The following is an 18,180-nucleotide window of genomic DNA, read 5'->3' on the forward strand; positions in this document are numbered from 1 at the left end:
CGAGAGGCCGAGCGCAGGTTCTGCGTAGTGGGCAACCCGGCATGGATGCCGGGTTAGCCGCCCCCGGCCAGGGATGGCCGATGGCGGCGGGCCCACGGAGCAGGACCGGAGCGAGGGCATGGCGAGCATTAGCGAGCCACCGAACGAAAGGGGCAAGAGCCCTTGGTTACTTGGGGCTTTTCCAAGTGACTCGCCGTAAGGGCGAAACCATTAGAGGCCGTTACCGCAGAAACGGATATGTACACCAGCAAGAGATTGGTCGGCTGTCAGGCCGCCATCGCTGGCAAGCCAGCTCCTACAGCGGGATCCGTTCAGCTACCGAACGCTGCGACCTGTTGACCGGCTGGTTCAACCGTTTATTGAACTCCAGCCAGGCCCCCAACAACGCCATCAACCCCGCCCCCACCAAGGCGGTGAATATCTGCATGGCAAACGCATCGTCGGTCATGGCATTGACCATGTCCGCCAACGGCGCCAACAACACGCCGAGGCAAAAGATTTCCAGCGAATAACGCCCCATGCGACAACTTTGCTGCGCCAGCCAGTTTTGCGTCCAGCCGGTATCGGGCAACAGCTTCGCCGTGACATACGCCAGCGCCAGAAAGTGCAGCAACCGCACCGGCGACAAATCAGTCTTGCTGATCGGGTACAACAGGTTACTCAGCCACGCAGGCATCAGCGCATCATGAATTTCCGGCCATCGCCAGGAAACGGTCAGCACACCAGTAACCACCACATACACCACGGCACTGACAAACAACGGCCGGCGCAGCAACGGGCGCGCGTCAGGCAACCGGGGGCGCTGCCCGTAAGTCGCCGCCGCGCCGCCCAACACAAACAGCAGCTGCCAGACCACGGGATTGAAATACCACACGCCATCCTTGATGGCCGCCAGGTTCCAGCCGAACCACGGCGCCAGCAGGTACACGGTCAACGACACGGCCACCACCGCCCATGGTTTGCGCACCAGCATCGGCAGCGCCAGCGGCAAGCCGGCCAGCAGCACGATGTACAGCGGCAGCGGGTCCATGAGGTTCGGCTTGAAGCGCAGCAGCAGTTCGTCGACCAGCGCTTGCTGCGGGTTGGTGATGAAGTGGTGCATGCCCATTTCCTCCACCAGATCCCTCGTTTCCACGTGGCTGTTGGCGAAGAACACGATACCCATCAGCATCGCCAGCAAGAAAATATGCACCACGTAGAGCACCCAGGCGCGGCGCAGAATCTTCACGCAGGCAATCAGATAACCGTCCCGTCGGAAGATTTTCCCGTAGGCCAGGACGGCCGCGTAACCGGCGAGAAACACGAAAATTTCCGCGGCATCGCTGAAACCGAAGTTACGCGGGGTGATTTGACCGAGGGGGTTGTGAGGCACGTGATCCCAGAAGATGAAGATCAGCGCCAGGCCTCGAAAAAAGTCGATTCGGTGATCGCGTTCAAACGTCATGACAGCGGGCTCGTGAACGGGTGTTGAATAAGGAGTGGTCAGCGCGGCAAAAGGTGCGCGCCGCGCATCGGCGGCGCGCAGGGTGGCGCGATTCGACGACAATTGCAAAAAACACGCTATTACTGAATGTCTCAGATGTGACTGGCTGAACGAATCCATCCGCTGGTCTGCCCGCGCGATGGCGTGCCCGAATAACGGTGCACGGCAGCTGTCGAATCTTTACCGAGCATGGTTCAGGAGCGTGAAACGTGAAGGTTTCGCTGATCGTTCCGGTCTTCAACGAAGAGCAAGCGATCAGCCTGTTTTATCAGGCGGTGCAGCGCGAGTTGAGGCTGGGCGGCGATGAGATCGAGATCGTATTCATCAACGATGGCAGCTCCGACCGGACGGCCGAGCAGGTCAAGGCCCTGGCGCAGGTCGACGAGCGTGTGTTGTTGATCAACTTTTCGCGCAACTTCGGCAAGGAACCGGCGTTGTTCGCCGGCCTGGAATACGCTTCTGGCGATGCGGTGATCCCCATGGACGTCGACTTGCAGGACCCGATCAGCGTCATTCCGCTGTTGATTGACGAGTGGCAAAAGGGCGCGGACGTGGTGCTCGCCAAACGCCGCAACCGGGCCACCGACGGTTACCTCAAGCGCCACAGCGCGGCGCTGTTCTACCACGTGCTGAACCGTATCGCGTACACCCGGATCGAAGAGAACGTCGGCGATTTCCGGTTGATGGATCGCAAGGTGGTCAACGTGATCCGCGCACTGCCCGAGCATCAATTGTTCATGAAAGGTGTGTTGTCGTGGGCCGGGTTCACCACCGCGGTGGTGGAGTACGAGCGCGCCGGGCGCGTGGCCGGCAGCAGCAAGTTCAATGGCTGGAAACTGTGGAACCTGGCACTCGAAGGGGTGACGTCGTTCAGCACTGTGCCGCTGCGTTTGTGGACGTACGTCGGCGGCGGCATTTCGATTTTCGCGGTGCTTTACGCGGTGTACATGGTGCTGGACAAGATTTTCTTCGGCAACAGCGTACCCGGTTACCCATCGTTGATGACCGCCATTCTGTTTCTTGGCGGTGTGCAGTTGATTGGTATCGGCATCCTCGGTGAGTACGTCGGCCGGATCTACATCGAGGCCAAGCACCGGCCGCGCTACGTGGTCAAAGACATCGTCGGCGGCAAAGACCGGCTCGGGCTTTAGCATGGGCCGATTTCGCGATGTGCTCGGCAAGGAACTCGGCGGCCGACAGGTCTGGTTGTTTTTTCTGCTCGCGACGTTGCTGTATGTGCTGCCGCTGATTATTGCGGACTACCCGTACATCGATGATAACTGGCGATCCCTGTCGGCGGGCATGGCCTGGGCGGAGCAGGGGCGCCTGTTTACCCAGCTGTTCTACAACCTGCTCACCTTCGGCAGCGCGGCGCCGAACATCTTTCCCTTGCCGCTATTGATCGCCACGCTGGCCATGGCCTCGGCACTGACCCGGTTGACGTTTCATTACTTTGCGCAACCGACGCTCGCCTGTTGCCTGGTGCCGTTGCCCCTCTGGTACAACCCGTTTTTTCTGCAGAACCTGTCTTATCAATATGACGGTCCCGCCATGGCGCTGAGCCTGGTGGCGGTGATCTACGCGATCACCTTTCGTCATCCTTCGCGCAGCCTGCAATGGCTGGTGCCTTCGTTCCTGATTGCGCTGGCGCTGGGGCTGTATCAGATCAGCCTCAATGTGTTTGTGGGATTGTGTTGCCTGGAACTGCTGCGCGGCGTAAATGACCGTTTGGCCTGGCCGCAGTTGTGCAGGCTGATCGGCTGGAAACTGGCGCAGGTCACCATGGGTTGGCTGATGTATTGCGTCAGCGCCGTGGCGTTCATGGCGCAGGATCGCGCGCTGCTGTTGAACTGGACCGCCGCGCCGCTGCTGCAACTGCAGATCAACATCGGCAGAGTGCTGGAAAAAGTCGTGCTGCTGTTTCATGGCGGATTGGTCTGGGTGTTCGCCGCGCTGTTGCTGTGTGCCATCGTCGGTGCTGTGCAATTGGGGATTAAAGTGTGGAAGCGTCAGGACAGTGGGCCGAAGAAAGCGTTGATCGGCCTGTTGTGTCTGCTGACCTTGCCGGTCGTGACGCTGCTGGTATCCGGCGTCGCGCTGTTTTTCCGCGACTTCAACGAGGGCGCTCGAACCCTGATGGGCTTCGCGGTTTTATTGATGCTGTTGTTCTACTTGAGCCATCTGGCGCTGGCGCAACTCCATGAACGACTGACGCTGTTGCTGGCGGTGCCACTGCTGGCGATGCTGTCGCTGTCGTTCGCTTACGGTCGGGTGCTGACGGTGCAGAAAGCCTTCAGCACTAGCGCACTGTTCAGCCTTGAGCACGACATTTCGACGCATCGGGAATTGCGTGAGGCCAAGCGGATTTACATGTCGGTGACGTATTCCGATCACTGGCTGTCGGGGGCCGCAGGTTCGTTCAAGCAAATGCCGGTGCTGCACTATCTGCTGAACATCGACTTTTTCATGCTGGCCGAGAATCTGCCGAAGCTCGGCATCACCAACGTGGTCGCGGAGAAGGAGCGCCGCAATGCGACACGGGTGGGTTATCTGGGGTATCCGCCGTTGCTGGAGCGCCCGTACTACAGGATTTACCTGCTGGGGGACTACGGTTTTATCGTCATGAAAGAACCGGCCCCGATCAAGGCGCTTCGCTGGTGACGACGGGCCTCAGAACGCATCCATCAGCACGATAATGCAATCCCGGGCCTGGAAACGGTTGATCTGCGGCACCAACCGCCGAAAGTGCTCAGACTGGCAATGAGCATCCAGCGCCGCCTGATTCGGCCATTGTTCGACGAAGATAAAGTGGCCGGGGTCTTTTTGATCGATGAACAGGTCGTAAGCGATGCAATCGGGCTCCAGTCGAGTCTTCTCGACCAGTTCGGTGTACCACGGGCGAACCGTTTCAATGTATTCGGGTTTGATGAAATCCTGAGCGATTACTTTCAGCAAAATGTTCTTCCTTGGTGTAAAGCCAGCCTCCCTACGAGACTGGCGTTCAAACAGTGTTTACGCCGCAGCCAACTCATTGGGCTCAAAACTGTCCGCCCGCGCCATCTGCCACATGCGTGAGTAGAACTCGCCGTTCACTTCCCCTGTTAGCAATTCCCCCGGTTTCAAAAACACATGCAGCTGCGAGAACAGCTTGATCTCGGTCGCCGACATGCGCCGCACCAGGTGCTTGGCCGACAACTGCGACGGATGTTCCAGGCCCGCGGCGGCGAGCATTTCCGCGAGTGCCTTGAGGGTGTTGCGGTGGAAGTTGAACACCCGCTGGGCCTTGTCCGGGACGACGAGGGCGCGCTGGCGCAGGGTGTCCTGCGTGGCGACGCCGGTCGGGCATTTGTTGGTGTGGCACGACTGCGACTGGATGCAGCCGATGGCGAACATGAAGCCGCGCGCCGAGTTGGCCCAGTCGGCGCCGATGGCCAGCACGCTGGCGATGTCGAAGGCGCTGACAATCTTGCCGCTGGCGCCGAGTTTGATTTTGTCCCGCAGGTTCAGGCCCACCAGCGTGTTGTGCACGAACAGCAGACCTTCGCGCATCGGTACGCCGATGTGGTCGGTGAACTCCACAGGCGCTGCCCCCGTGCCGCCTTCCTTGCCATCGACGACGATGAAGTCCGGGAGGATGCCGGTTTCCAGCATGGCCTTGGCGATGCCCATGAATTCCCACGGATGGCCGAGGCAGAACTTGAAGCCCACCGGTTTGCCGCCGGACAGTTCACGCAATTGCTGGATGAAGTGCATCAGTTCGATCGGCGTGGAAAACGCACTGTGCCGCGATGGCGAGATGCAGTCTTCGCCCATCAGGATGCCACGGGTTTCAGCGATTTCCTTGGTGACCTTGTGCTTGGGCAGGATGCCGCCGTGGCCGGGTTTGGCGCCCTGGCTCATCTTGATTTCGATCATCCGCACCTGCGGGGTTTGCGCTTGGGCGGCGAAGCGTTCCGGGTCGAAGCGACCGTCTGCGGTGCGGCAACCGAAGTAGCCGCTGCCGAGTTCCCAGGTCAGGTCGCCGCCGTTTTCCCGGTGATACGCGCTGATGCTGCCTTCACCCGTGTCGTGGGCGAAGTTGCCGAGCTTGGCGCCCTGGTTTAATGCGCGAATGGCGTTGGCGCTGAGGGAGCCGAAGCTCATGGCCGAGATGTTGAACACCGATGCCGAGTACGGCTGCGTGCACTGCGGGCCGCCGACCAGGGTTCGAAAACTGTTTGGGTCACTCAACGGTGCCGGGCGCATCGAGTGGCCGATGAATTCGAAACCCGACTGATACACGTCGATCAACGTGCCGAAGGGTTTGTCGGCGCTTTCGTTCTTGGCGCGGGAATAGACCAGCGAACGCTGGGCCCGGGAGAAGGGCAGGGCGTCGCTGTCGGATTCGAGCAGGTACTGGCGGATTTCTGGACGGATGCCTTCCACCAGATAGCGGATGTTGCCGAGGATCGGGTAGTTGCGGCGTACGGCGTGAGGGCTTTGCAGCAGATCAAACAGGCCCACGAGGCTCAGGACGCCGGTGACAGCGGTGATCGGCCAGAGCCAGTCGTGTTCCAGGAACGGCAGACTGGCGAGGGTGAAAATCACACAGACGGCAAAGAAGGCGTAGCGGCTCAGGAGTGACAGGCTCATACGGTTTCCTTGGGTTCGGACTCGGTTGTGTTCGGCACACCTATCCCTGTAGGAGCGAAGCTTGCTCGCGAAAGCGACATTTCAGCCAACATCAATGTTGAATGTGATGGCCTCTTCTCGAGCAAGCTTCGCTCCTACGGGACCGTGTTGTGTCAGGCATTCTGCGCCTGGAGGAAAATCGAAAACAGCTCGGACTGGGACTTGATCCCCAGCTTGCTGTACATGTGTTTCTTATGGACTTTCACGGTTTCGACAGAGATTTCCAGCTTACGGGCGATTTCTTTACTGGAGCAACCGCTGAGCATCAAACGCCCGACATCCAGCTCCCGGGCGGTCAATTGCGCGCCTTTGAGTTGCTGCACCGAGGCTTCCAGCTGAACGCGCCAGTCACCTTGGACCGGTGCCGGCGCGAGAGCCACGACTTCGTTGATTTCGTAGGGCAGGCGCTGACGCAACAAACCCAGCACCCACGGCTGGATCAACGACAGCAAAGCGATCTGCTGGCCGCTGAAACGCTGTTTGCTGCCCAGTGACAGGCACAACGTGCGGTCGCCTTCGAGCTGACAATTGAACTGGATTTCATCGGCCACCACATTCAGACGAAAGTAGCGCTGGTAATACTCGGTCAGCTCAAAGTGCTCCGGCGCCACTTCCGACAGGCGATACAGCCCGGTGCGCGATTGCTCGCGACAGGCAATGTAGAACGGGTCGAGCAAGTACAAACCGCGCAGGTAATCCTGGAACAACTGATCCGGGCTGCCGTCTTCACCGGGACATTCGGCGAACACTTGCGGGTGCTGATCGGCGCTGAAAAGCAGCGCCACCCAACTGTCGAAGGTCACGTATTGATCCAGTAACCGGACAAGCTGCGTCCAGAAATTCGGCTTGTCGAGGGCGTCGATCAGTTGCCCGACCGAACGGTGCCAGGCGATGTCGTCTAACGAAAGTGTCATGCATCTACCCCTATCGGGTTACCCCAGCCGCGTGATTCCCTGGCCGGTTGCTTGCTGCGCATACTGGCGCACAGACAACGACCGGGCAATCTTTCTGCCGCCCGGCCACTAGAACAAGGAATACCCATGAAGGTCGAACTCGCCCAACTGGCGGGCCGTGACAACGACACGGCTTACAACCTCGAACGCGCTCTGGCGGCGATTGGTGCCTGCGCCGCCGACACGCAGTTGATCATGTTTCCCGAAAGCCACTTGATGGGCTTCCCGTCGGCCGAGACCGTGGCAGCCGTTGCCGAACCGCTGAACGGTCCAACCGTCAGCGCAATCGTCGCCGCTGCCCGCGAGCGCAACATCGCCGTGGTGATCGGTACGGCGGAAAACGACAACGGTCGTTTTTTCAACACCACGCTGCTGATCACCCCGCAAGGCATCGCGCTGAAATACCGCAAGACGCACCTGTGGGCGTCGGATCGCGGCGTGTACGAGCCGGGCGACCGCTACGCCACGTGCCTGTGGAACGGCGTGCGGGTCGGTCTGCTGATCTGCTACGACATCGAATTCCCGGAAACCGCCCGCGCCTTGGCGCAACTGGGCGCTGAGTTGCTGATCGTCACCAACGGCAACATGGACCCTTACGGCCCGACGCACCGCACCGCGATCATGGCCCGCGCCCAGGAAAACCAGGCGTTTGCGCTGATGGTCAACCGGGTGGAAGAGGGCGATGGCGGGTTGTTGTTCGCCGGCGGCAGTGCGCTGGTGAATCCGCTGGGCACGCTGTTGTTCGAGGCCGGGCGCGAGGAGGGGCAGTTTGCGGTGGAGCTGGATCTGAATCAGCTGACCTCCGCGCGGCAGGATTATCGCTACCTGGATGATCAGCGGCTGAAGTTGCCGGGGGAGATGGTTGAGCATGCATCAGGGTTGCGGGAGCTGCTGATTCCCAAGGGCTGATCCGGATTTCGTGTTGTCCGGGCTGACGCCATCGCCGGCAAGCCGGTCTCGCTCCCACAGGATCGCGGGCGCTCACAAATTGTGTAATCACTGAAGATCCCCGTGGGAGCGAGCCTGCTCGCGATGGGGCCCTCCTAGGCAACACACCTGTTTGACCCAAGAACAACAAACGCAACACCCGTAATTTGCGCCGAACTCGGCTCTGCCATAAATCCAATAAAATTCGGAGTAGTCGCTCATGGCTCGTTTGCAACGCACCCTGTCATTGGGGTCGGTGGTGCTGTTTGGCATCGCCTACATGACGCCGATCATTGTGCTCGGCACTTTCGGCATCCTCGCTCAATCCACCGCTGGCATGGTGCCGGCCGCGTACCTCGCGGCGCTGGTGGCGATGTTCTTTACCGCCATGAGTTATGGCCGGATGGCCTCGGCATTCCCTGTCGCTGGTTCGGCCTATAGCTACGTGCGCAAGGCGATCAGCCCGAATCTCGGTTTCATCGCCGGTTGGGCGGTGCTGCTCGATTACCTGTTCCTGCCGATGGCAATCTGGCTGATCGGCGCGGCTTATCTCAACTCCGCATTCCCGGCCGTGCCGCAATGGATCTGGGTGCTGGCGTTCATCGGCATCACCAGCGCAATCAACATCGTCGGCCTGAAACTGGCCAACGGCATCAACGCCTTGCTGATGCTGGTGCAGTTTCTGGTGCTGATTGCCTTCGTGGCGCTGTGCGTCCACTACGTTGGCGGCGATGCGAGCACGCCGTTGTGGTCGGTGAAGCCGTTCTTCAACGGCGACATGCAGATGCCACTGATCATGAGCGGTGCCGCCATCGCCTGTTACTCGTTCCTCGGTTTCGACGCGGTCAGTACCCTGACCGAAGAAACCCGCGACCCGCGCCGCACCATCCCGCGGGCGATCATGCTGATCACCCTGATCGGCGGGCTGATCTTCGTCGGCGTGTCGTACTTCGTGCAGATCGCGCACCCGTCGTTCCAGTTCGACAGCGTCGATTCGGCGGCCTATGAAATTGCCCGCAACATCGGTGGCGACCTGTTCGTGTCGATCTTCCTGATCGGTCTGATCGTCGGTCAATTTGCCTCGGGGCTGTCGGCTCAGGCCAGCGGTTCGCGCCTGCTCTACGCCATGGGCCGCGACGGTGTGCTGCCGAAATCCTTCTTCGGTACGTTGCATGAACGTTTCGGGACGCCGATCAACAGCATCCTGCTGTGCGCAGTGGTGGCGTTGCTGGCGCTGAAACTGGACGTCACCACCTCGACCTCGTTCATCAACTTCGGCGCGTTCCTGGCGTTCAGCCTGGTGAACCTGTCGGTGATTTTTCACTACTGGATTGGCGGCGAGAAAAAGGGGCTGCGTGAGCTGGTGTTGTTCCTGATCTTCCCGTTCATTGGCCTGGCAGCGGATTTGTGGCTGATGGTCAGCCTCGATCACCTGGCGATTTACCTGGGCCTGAGCTGGCTGGCGATTGGCGTGGTGTACCTGGCGGTGCTGACCGGCGGATTCCGTCGCCAGCCACCGGAGATGGATTTTCAGGAAGCCACCTGAGGTACGCCGAATTCCTGTAGGAGCCTGGCTTGCCGGCGATGGCGGTCTCAACATTTACGCAGGTCTTGAGATTGCCATCGCTGGCAAGCCAGCTCCTACAGGGGGGCGTGTTCAGGCAGTGGGTTTTGATTGGTGGATCGGCAATTCGACGCGGAAAGTGCTGCCAACGCCGACTTCACTCACTACCGAAATATCCCCCCGGTGTTTCTTCACGATGCCATAGGACAGGGACAACCCCAGCCCGGTCCCCTGGCCCACCGGTTTGGTGGTGAAGAACGGGTCGAAGATTTTTTGCAGGCTGGCCGGCGGGATGCCGGTGCCGGTGTCGGCGACTTCGATCCACACCTTTTCACCGTCGATCCCCGTGCGCAGGGTGAGGGTGCCGCGTTCCGGGCCGATGGCCTGCGAGGCGTTGACGATGAGGTTCATGATCACCTGGTTGATCTGCGAGGGCAGGCATTCGATGTCGGGAAGCGTTTGATAGTCCTTCACCACATCGGCCTTGTACTTCAGTTCATTGGCCACGATGTTCAGCGTCGATTCGATGCCTTGCTGCAGATTCGCCCACTGCCATTCCTGGTTGGAGTCCACCCGCGAGAATTCCTTCAGGTCTTTGACGATCTGCCCGACGCGGCTGATGCCGTCCTTGGATTCCTTGATCAGCAAGGGGATGTCGTCGCGCAGGAATTCCAGTTCGATCCGCTCACGCAGCTGTTGCAAGCGCTCGACCAGCTCGCTGGAACCTATTGCCTCTTCCGCATCCCGATAAGCGTCGAGCATTTCCTGCAGCTGTTTGAAATAGCCATCGAGGGTGCCGAGGTTGGAGGAAATGAAGCCGATGGGGTTGTTGATTTCATGGGCGACGCCGGCCGCCAGTTGCCCCAGTGACGCGAGTTTTTCCGACTGCACCAATTGCGATTCAAGCTGTTTGCGTTCGTCGATTTCCCGTTGCAATGCCTCACTGGCCTGTTTGAACTGTGTCGTTCTCTGGTCCACCAGATGCTCCAGGTGGCTCATCTGCACAAAGGCCCGTTCGGTCATGTCCCATTTGGTCAGCAAGGTGTTGGCCATCTGCTGGACTTCAATGTTGTCGAACGGTTTTTTCAGAATCAGCAGACGGTCGTGCGCCTGCAAACGGTCCAGCAGTTCATCCCAGGAATAGTCGGAGTAGGCGGTACACACCACCACTTGCAAGCGCGGGTCTTCCTGCCACAGATGCTCGATGGTTTGTGCGCCGTCCCAGCCTTCGGGCATGCGCATGTCGACGAAGGCCAGCGCGTAGGGCTGGTTTTGCTGCAAGGCTTCTTGGAGTTTGCCCAGACCCTCTTGGCCGCCATACGCCGAATCCAGCTCGAACAGCGCGCGGGCGGATTTCACTTCACTGCCGAACAGCGCGGCCTCCATCTCGTCCAGCTCGACGGTCTGTACGGGCGTCGGCGTGAGGATCTTGCGGAAATCCACATGAATGGACGGCGTGTCATCGATCAGCAAAATGCGGCGGTTCGACAATTCGCTCATGCCTCCTCCATGACGGTTTTCAGCGGGATCTGCAGGGTGAACAGTGCGCCCTTGCCCGGCCCGTCACTGTGGGCGGTGAGGTGGCCATTCATCTCGATGGCTGCCAGTGCGCAACTGTGCAGACCAAAGCCGTGACCTTCCTTGCGGGTGGTAAAGCCGTGGGCAAAGATGCGCGTCATGTTTTCCGGGGCGATGCCTTCGCCGTCATCCTTGACGCTGACTTGCAGCGTGGCGTCGTCGACCACTTTGACCCCGAGGGTCATCTGTCGCGGGCGGTTGCTGAGGTCGGACATCGCGTACTTTGCGTTGCTGATCAGGTTGATCAGGATCAGCAGCAACCGGTGCTTGTCGCCCATGACCTGCGGCACCTCGCCGTACTCCTTGACCACCGTGACGTGATGCCGGGTCAGCGCGCCGGAGTTCATGCGCAGGGCATCCTCCAGCAATTCGCTGATGTGCAGCGGCTCCACCAGGCTGTTGGCGCCCGCGTAGGATTGCTGGGTGGCGACGATGTCCTTGATGTGGTCGACACTTTTGCTCAGTTGGGCCAGTTCGTCGCTCATGCCTTGCTGTTCGAGGGCGATGGCTTCGACCAGTTGGTTGAGGTAGCCGGGCAGCAACTTGCCTTTCTCGTCCTGGGTCAGGAAGGTGCCGAGGTCGCCGGGGTGTTCGTTGATCAATTGCATGGCTTTGCCCAGCCCCTGGGCCTTGCTGGCGCGCAGTTTGCGCGAGACCAGGTCGGCCGAGATGTTGACGCTGTTGAGCACGTTGCCGACGTTGTGCAGCACGTTGGTGGCGATCTCGGCCATGCCGGCCTGGCGCGCGGTGTCGAGCAGCTCGCTCTGGGTATCCTTGAGTTCTCGGGTGCGTTCTTCTACCCGCAATTCCAGTTCGTCATTGGCGTTTTTCAGGGCTCTGTTGACGCGATTGATGATGCTGAAACTGCGCATCAAGTGAATGGCCAGGTACACCAGCAACAGGACCAGCAACACCGAGAACACCAGCATGTAAAAGTGATAACGCTGCTCGACCACATCGGCCTGTTGCTGGTCCTTGTTCAACAGGCTGGTGATGTCGTCCAGACGCTCGGCGACGGGAATCGCTTCGATATTTCCCAGCAAGCGGTTGACCACCGGTTGTTCGCGCAGAATCAGTGAAATGTGGGTGCTCAGAATATCGATCGGGCTGTGAAACTGCTCGGGCAGGCGCAGCTTGTTCACCCCTAGCTTGTTCAGCCCGACCAGAATGTCAGCGGCCTTGTCGTCGGAAGTGACCTGGGCGAACTCCAGGCTGCTGAGCAGCAAATCGTAAGTGTCGGTGGCGATGTTCTGCAGTTGCAGTTTGTCGCCATCGACTAACCGGGCCAAGGGCTCCTGAATGTCGTCCTCGGCGGTGGGCAGGAACGCCAGTGAGTTGCGCAGCAGCGCGTTGTGGGACTTGAACTGCTCCACCAGCCGGGTCTTTTCCTCGATGGCGGCCAGGTACGCATCATGGCTGGCGCGCCAGATCGGCGAGTCGTTGCGGCCGTGGTTCGACTCCATGGTGTCGAACCGCTCCCACAGCTTTGTCATCTCGGTCAGCGGTGCGACCAACGGATCGTAGTTGTGGTTGGTGGCGATCCTGGCCTTGAGAATCTCGGTTTCCCATTGCGCGTTGAGCTGTTTGATCCGGCCGATCAGGTCCCGGGATTCGGCGTAGGCCGACGTCTCGTTCGAATTCGACTTGAGGTACAGGAACAGCAGCGTCGAGGCCAGTAACAAAGCGACGACGCCCAGCAGTGCGAGGCTGCGACGGCGGGACATTTTCATAAGGGTTTGCCTCCCCATTCACCGGTCAGGGTCTTGAGGAATTTGATGATCAGGGTTTTGTCCTCGGCGGAAGGAATGCGACCGAGCTGGAACTTGAACATCACGTCCACCGCCTCTTCCAGCGTGTTGGCCGAGCCGTCGTGAAAATACGGTGCGGTCACCGCGACATTGCGCAGGCTCGGTACCTTGAACACGTTGCGGTCCTCTTCATCCTTGGTCACCAGATAGCGACCCAGGTCGGAGTCGGTCGGGTTGCCGCGAACCTTGAAGTAATCGCCCATGACGCCGAACTTCTGGAACATGTTGCCGCCGATGTTCACGCCTTGATGGCAGGCGATGCAGCCATAATCCTTGAAGCGTTGGTAGCCGTACTTTTCCTCGGTCGTGAGGATGTCGGTGTTACCCAGCAGATACTGATCAAACCGCGAGTTGCTGCTGAGCAGCGTTCGTTCGTAAGTGGCCAGGGCGTTTTGCACATTGTTCATGGTCACGCCGTCCGGGTAGGCGTTGGTAAATGCGCTGCGGTAACCCGTGTCTGCGGACAGCACTTCCACTACGTGCTCCCAGTTGCTGCCCATTTCGCTGGGGCTTTTCACCACTTCATGGACCTGGGATTCCAGGGTGTCGGCGCGCCCGTTCCAGAACTGCCGGAAATTCAGGGTGGCGTTGAACACGCTGGGGGTGTTGATCGTCACTGGCTGACCGGCGAAGCCGATGGAAAACGCCTGGGTATCGGCCCCGCCGTTTTCCAGTCGATGGCAGCTGGCGCAGGACAGCGTGTTGTTGACCGACAACCGTGTTTCATTGAACAACTGGCGACCGAGTTCGACGCGCAGAGGATTCTGTGCAGGCGCCGTTGGCAGTGGCTTGAGGGGTTCGTCCAGCGGCGCGGCGACGGTGCTCAGACAGAACCCGAGCAGCGGCACCAGGAGCAGGTAGTGAATGGACGGCGACATCTGATAATTCCTTGGCTGATAGCCCGTGTGTCGTTGCGCATCGTTCACGTGGCGGTAAATGGAGCAGGTTTCACCGACTCAAGGTATCGGGCGAAGGCGTCCGGTTCGACGGCTTTGCTGAAGTAGTAACCCTGGCCTTCTTCACATCGATGGGCCTTGAGGAAATCCAGCTGTTCGAGGGTTTCCACCCCTTCGGCGATGATGGTCAGCTTGAGGCTGCGGCCCAGGCTGATGATGGCGCTGACCAGTGCGGCGTCGTTGCTGTCGGTGCTCAAACCGCGAATGAACGACTGGTCGATTTTCAACACGTCGATGGGAAAACGCCGCAAATAGCTGAGGCTGGAGTAGCCGGTGCCGAAGTCATCAATGGCCAGCCGGATACCCATGACCTTGAGTCGGGTCAGGGCGGTGACGGTGGTGTCGATGTTTTGCATCAACACGCCTTCGGTGATTTCCAGTTCCAGCAACGCCGGTTCCAGGCCGGTTTGTTCGAGGGTCAGTCCGATGCCGTCGACAAAGTCGCGCTGGCGGAAATCGATGGCCGACATATTCACCGACATGCATATTTTTGGCAGCCCTTCGGCTTGCCAGGCGCAGGCCTGCCGGCAGGCCTCGGCCAGCACCCATTTGCTCAGCGGCACGATCAGACCGCTGTCTTCGGCCACACCGATGAACTCCGATGGGTAGATCAACCCGTGCCCCGGTTTCTGCCAGCGGATCAACGCTTCGGCGCCAACCACCTGACCACTGCTCAGGTCCAGTTTGGGTTGGTAATGCAGGACAAACTCGTTGCGCTCCAGCGCCAGGCGAATACCGGTTTCGATACTTTGCTGATCCCTGGCGCGCTGGTTCATTTCATCGATGAAAAAGCTGAAATCATTCGGGCCGATTTCCTTGATGTTGCGCATCGCGGTCTCGGCTTTTTTGATCAGCTCGATCGCTTCGAGGCCATCATCGGGATAAATGCTGATGCCCAGGCTCGCGGTCACGCTCAAGTCGTGGCCAGCGATATGCAGGGGGATGCGAATGGCGTTCAAGAGTTTTTCGGCGATGCCCCTGGTCTGTTGAGGGTGGCGAATGTCGGCGAGGATGACCACGAACTCGTCGGAGCCATAGCGAAACACCGAATCCGACTCGCGCACGGTGGCCACCAGATTGCGACTGACCTGTTTCAACATCTCGTCTCCGGCCGGATGGCCGAGCGCATTGTTGATGCGCTTGAAGCGGTCGAGCCCCAGAAACATCACCGCCAGTTGTTTGTCATTGCGTCGTGAAAGGGCCAGCGACTGGTTCAACCGGTCACCCAGCAACGTGCTGTTGGGCAACTCGGTCAACACGTCGTACTGCAGCAAGTGCGACACCTTGAGCAGCTCGTGAACCCGCGCCTCGATGGTTTGCTCCAGGCTCAGCACTTTCATCGCCGCGTCCTGCGCCATCTGCCATTTCCAGGTCAGGGCACTGGCCATCTGGCGGATTTCCAGGCTGTCGAAGGGCTTTTTCAGCACCAGCATCTGGTCGCCGAACTCCAGTCGTTCGGTCATGGCTTCCCAGGTGTAATCCGAAAAAGCGGTGCACAGCGCGATTTCCAGGTGCGGGTCGGCTTGCCACATTTGCTTGATGGTTTCCAGGCCGTCCCAGCCCGGCGGCATGCGCATGTCGGTGAACACCAGCGCATAGGGGCGGCCTTCAGCCAATGCGTGTTTGACCAGTTCGAGGGCTTCCTGGCCCTGGTACGCCGAGTCGAGCTGAAACGTCAGGCGATCCGTGTGCGGCGTGCCGAACAGTGCGGCTTCTGTGCCAGCGAGGGTCTGTTCATCGTCGGTTTCGGGGCCGAGGATCTTGCGGAAGTCATCATGAATCGAAGGCGTGTCGTCGACGATCAGGATGCGCCGGTTGGTCCGCACGCAAGGCACTTTCATCCTTTGTCCTCCGTGGACCGGTGCGGGTTGTCCCGGATCGGCACGATGCTTCCGGCTTTCAGCAGCTCGGCGGCCTGCTGGCTGCTGACCGCTTTGCTGAAGAAGTAACCCTGGGCGTTCATCGGCGACCCGGTGGCCATCAATGAACTGCGCTGTTCCTGGGTTTCGACACCTTCGGCGATGATTCCGATCCCTACCTCCCGGGCGAAATTGATAATGGCGCGCAAGGTGTTGGCACTGGCCGGGTCGCGGGCGGCGGTATCGATGAACGGTTGAGCGAGCTTCAGGTGATTGACCTGATAGGTCTTGAGGTAATCGAACGACGAATACTCGGTGCCGAAGTCGTCGATGGCAATCTTCACCCCCAGCTCCCGCAGGCGCGGCAGCACATCGTTGTGGGTCCATTTGGTCTGGGCCAGCGTCGCCTCGGTGACGTCGAAGCGCAGGTCCCAGGCGCAGAGCTCCCAGCGCGCGGTGGTGCGCAGCACGTCATAAATCAGTTCCGGGCCGCTCTTGAGCTGGGCCAGGGACAGCTTGATCGCAATCACCGGTGGCGCGACACCTTCATCCCGCCACTGGCGCATTTGCCGGCAGGCGCGATCGAGTACCCAGTGACCGAGGGCGATGATGGTGCCGGTCTTTTCGGCGGCGGGCAGGAACGCGGAGGCTTCCAGCAAGCCGCGCCCGGGGTGATTCCAGGTGACCTGCGCTTCCATCCCGAGGATCTTGCCGCTGCTCAGGTCCACTTCCGGCCAGTAACGCAGTTCGAGTTCATCGTGCTCGATGGCCTCTCTCAATTCGCTGGCGATGGTCATGCGCTCGACCATCTCCTGATTGATCTCTTCGGAGTGGAAGTGGTACTGGTTTCGGCCCTTTTCCTTGGAGCGATAGAGCGCCATGTCGGCCTGGGTCAGCAGGCCGTCGGCGCTGGTGCAGGCAGGGCTGTAGCTGCTGATGCCGATGCTGACCGACACCCGGACATCGTTGCCGGCCAGGGAGTAGGGGAGCACCAGCGCGTCGCGGACCTTGGTGGCCAGGGACGCGGAGTGGGTCGGGTCGCTGACGTCCAGTTGCAGGATCGCGAACTCGTCGCCGCCAAGGCGGGCGACGATATCGTTCTCACGTACGCACGCCTTGATCCGACGGGCGACTTCTTGCAGCAACAGATCGCCCACCGGGTGCCCGAGGGTATCGTTGATGCGTTTGAAGTGATCCAGGTCCAGATAAAAGATGGCAAACGGGGTCGCGCCACGACGCGCAGCGGCGAAAGCCTGGTGCAGCCGTTCGATCAGCGTCGCGCGGTTGACCAGCCCGGTCAGCCCGTCGGTGCGCGCCAGCAGGAAGATTTTCTCCTCGGCCAGCTTGCGCTCGGTGATGTCGATGATGATGCCTTCGACTTCCAGCAGGCGGCCTTCATCGTCGCGCACCGGGATGTAGCGGTTTTCCACCCAACGCCAGGCCCCTTCGCCAGTGCGCATCCGAAACTCGATGGACGCTCCGGCGGCATGGCGGTCCAGCACCCGCGCCATCGCCGTGTCGACCTTCGCTTGATCGTCAGGATGAATCAGCTCCCGGGCCCAGTTGGCCGAGGCCACCAGTTTCGCCGCGACATGCCCGTATTTGGTGATGTTGTGCGAGATGTACATCAGTGGAAACGACGGTTCGCCCCGCAACCGATAGAGAATGGTCGGGCTGTTCTGCACGATGATGTTGGCATCGGACAGTTCCCGGGTACGCTCCTCGACCGCTTGTTCGAGCAGCGACATCTTCAGCGCCGCGTCTTCGGTCATTTGCCACTTGGCGGTCAGCGCGCTGGCCATCTGGCGGATTTCGATGGCATCGAACGGTTTCTTGAGAATCAGCAGGCGGTCGCCGAGTTCCAGGCGCTCGTCGATGTCTTCCCAGGAATAGTCGGAGTAGGCCGTGCAAAGCGCCACTTGCAGCTTCGGATCGACCTGCCACAGCCGTTCGATGGTTTCCAGGCCGTCCCAGCCCGGCGGCATGCGCATGTCGATGAAGGCCATCGCATAAGGCAGGTCGTTGGCCAGGGCCGTCTCGACCTTGTCCAGTGCTTCAAGGCCCTGAAACGCCGAATCTAGGATGAAGCTCTGCAACGTGATGGCCGCCGTGGTGCCGAACAGGGCATTTTCAGCGCTGGTCAGGCTGTCGTCGTCAAACGAAGGCGGGCTGAGGATCTTGATGAAGTCCTCGTGGATTGAAGCGGTGTCGTCGACGATAAGAATCCGACGATTGGTCCGCGACAACAGCGTATTCATCGCCATATGCCGGGACCGACAGCGTTTTGATACACCGTGTTCATAAGGGGCATCCTTTCCCTGACCACTTGGCCGAGCGTACAGATAATGGATCCGAGTGACGTGAGCATAGTCGCCCGGATC

The 18,180-nt window shown here is 60.0% G+C and carries 13 protein-coding genes; 4 read left to right on the plus strand and 9 right to left on the minus strand.

The genetic code is table 11. The features are described from left to right. Positions 1 to 295: 295 nt before the first annotated feature. On the minus strand, positions 296 to 1,444 hold the full coding sequence (locus tag KGA82_RS16310; RefSeq protein ID WP_223451239.1) for an OpgC family protein: 1,149 nt from the start codon (positions 1,442 to 1,444) through the stop codon (positions 296 to 298). A 248-nt stretch (positions 1,445 to 1,692) separates the two neighbouring features. Between KGA82_RS16310 and KGA82_RS16315 the strand changes: the two genes are divergently transcribed. After that, positions 1,693 to 2,634: a glycosyltransferase family 2 protein gene (locus KGA82_RS16315; RefSeq protein ID WP_008043559.1), complete on the plus strand. Its 942-nt coding sequence runs from the start codon at positions 1,693 to 1,695 to the stop codon at positions 2,632 to 2,634. Position 2,635: 1 nt separating this feature from the next. Beyond that, positions 2,636 to 4,144: a glucosyltransferase domain-containing protein gene (locus KGA82_RS16320; protein WP_223451241.1), complete on the plus strand. Its 1,509-nt coding sequence runs from the start codon at positions 2,636 to 2,638 to the stop codon at positions 4,142 to 4,144. A gap of 9 nt (positions 4,145 to 4,153) precedes the next feature. On the opposite strand, the gene KGA82_RS16325 is transcribed toward KGA82_RS16320, so the two are convergent. The 3 genes from KGA82_RS16325 to KGA82_RS16335 all read right to left on the minus strand — a co-directional run bounded on the left by KGA82_RS16325 (position 4,154) and on the right by KGA82_RS16335 (position 7,068). Further along, positions 4,154 to 4,438, minus strand: coding sequence for a putative quinol monooxygenase (locus KGA82_RS16325; protein WP_192228554.1), 285 nt, complete (start codon positions 4,436 to 4,438; stop codon positions 4,154 to 4,156). Between the two features lie 57 nt (positions 4,439 to 4,495). After that, positions 4,496 to 6,115 (minus strand): FMN-binding glutamate synthase family protein, encoded by a 1,620-nt coding sequence (locus KGA82_RS16330; RefSeq protein WP_223451243.1) that lies wholly within the window; start codon positions 6,113 to 6,115, stop codon positions 4,496 to 4,498. Between the two features lie 152 nt (positions 6,116 to 6,267). Beyond that, positions 6,268 to 7,068: a helix-turn-helix transcriptional regulator gene (locus KGA82_RS16335; protein WP_008032237.1), complete on the minus strand. Its 801-nt coding sequence runs from the start codon at positions 7,066 to 7,068 to the stop codon at positions 6,268 to 6,270. A gap of 126 nt (positions 7,069 to 7,194) precedes the next feature. Here KGA82_RS16335 and KGA82_RS16340 point away from each other — a divergent pair, with 126 nt between their 5' ends. Next, positions 7,195 to 8,016: a carbon-nitrogen hydrolase family protein gene (locus KGA82_RS16340; protein WP_223451245.1), complete on the plus strand. Its 822-nt coding sequence runs from the start codon at positions 7,195 to 7,197 to the stop codon at positions 8,014 to 8,016. Positions 8,017 to 8,254: 238 nt separating this feature from the next. Continuing rightward, entirely contained in the window at positions 8,255 to 9,580 is a 1,326-nt protein-coding gene (locus KGA82_RS16345; protein WP_223451247.1) for an APC family permease, read from the plus strand. A gap of 111 nt (positions 9,581 to 9,691) precedes the next feature. Here the strand turns inward: KGA82_RS16345 and KGA82_RS16350 are convergent, their stop codons facing one another. From KGA82_RS16350 to KGA82_RS16370, 5 genes are read right to left on the minus strand one after another with little or no spacing between them, the layout of a single operon-like run. After that, positions 9,692 to 11,098, minus strand: a complete 1,407-nt coding sequence (locus KGA82_RS16350; RefSeq protein WP_223451249.1) for an ATP-binding protein — start codon at positions 11,096 to 11,098, stop codon at positions 9,692 to 9,694. Beyond that, positions 11,095 to 12,906, minus strand: a complete 1,812-nt coding sequence (locus KGA82_RS16355) for a DAHL domain-containing protein (protein ID WP_223451251.1) — start codon at positions 12,904 to 12,906, stop codon at positions 11,095 to 11,097. The genes KGA82_RS16350 and KGA82_RS16355 overlap by 4 nt, the downstream gene beginning before the upstream one ends. Next, complete coding sequence (locus tag KGA82_RS16360; RefSeq protein WP_207286683.1) at positions 12,903 to 13,862, minus strand: cytochrome-c peroxidase; 960 nt, start codon at positions 13,860 to 13,862, stop codon at positions 12,903 to 12,905. Before KGA82_RS16360 ends, KGA82_RS16355 begins: the two co-directional genes overlap by 4 nt. Before the next feature lie 44 nt (positions 13,863 to 13,906). Beyond that, positions 13,907 to 15,781: a putative bifunctional diguanylate cyclase/phosphodiesterase gene (locus KGA82_RS16365; protein ID WP_008043572.1), complete on the minus strand. Its 1,875-nt coding sequence runs from the start codon at positions 15,779 to 15,781 to the stop codon at positions 13,907 to 13,909. Beyond that, positions 15,778 to 18,063, minus strand: coding sequence for a putative bifunctional diguanylate cyclase/phosphodiesterase (locus tag KGA82_RS16370; protein ID WP_008043573.1), 2,286 nt, complete (start codon positions 18,061 to 18,063; stop codon positions 15,778 to 15,780). Before KGA82_RS16370 ends, KGA82_RS16365 begins: the two co-directional genes overlap by 4 nt. Between the last annotated feature and the right edge of the window lie 117 nt (positions 18,064 to 18,180).

Origin of the sequence: Pseudomonas sp. BF-RE-22 (assembly GCF_019956155.1) — a bacterium.
GTDB lineage: Bacteria > Pseudomonadota > Gammaproteobacteria > Pseudomonadales > Pseudomonadaceae > Aquipseudomonas > Aquipseudomonas migulae.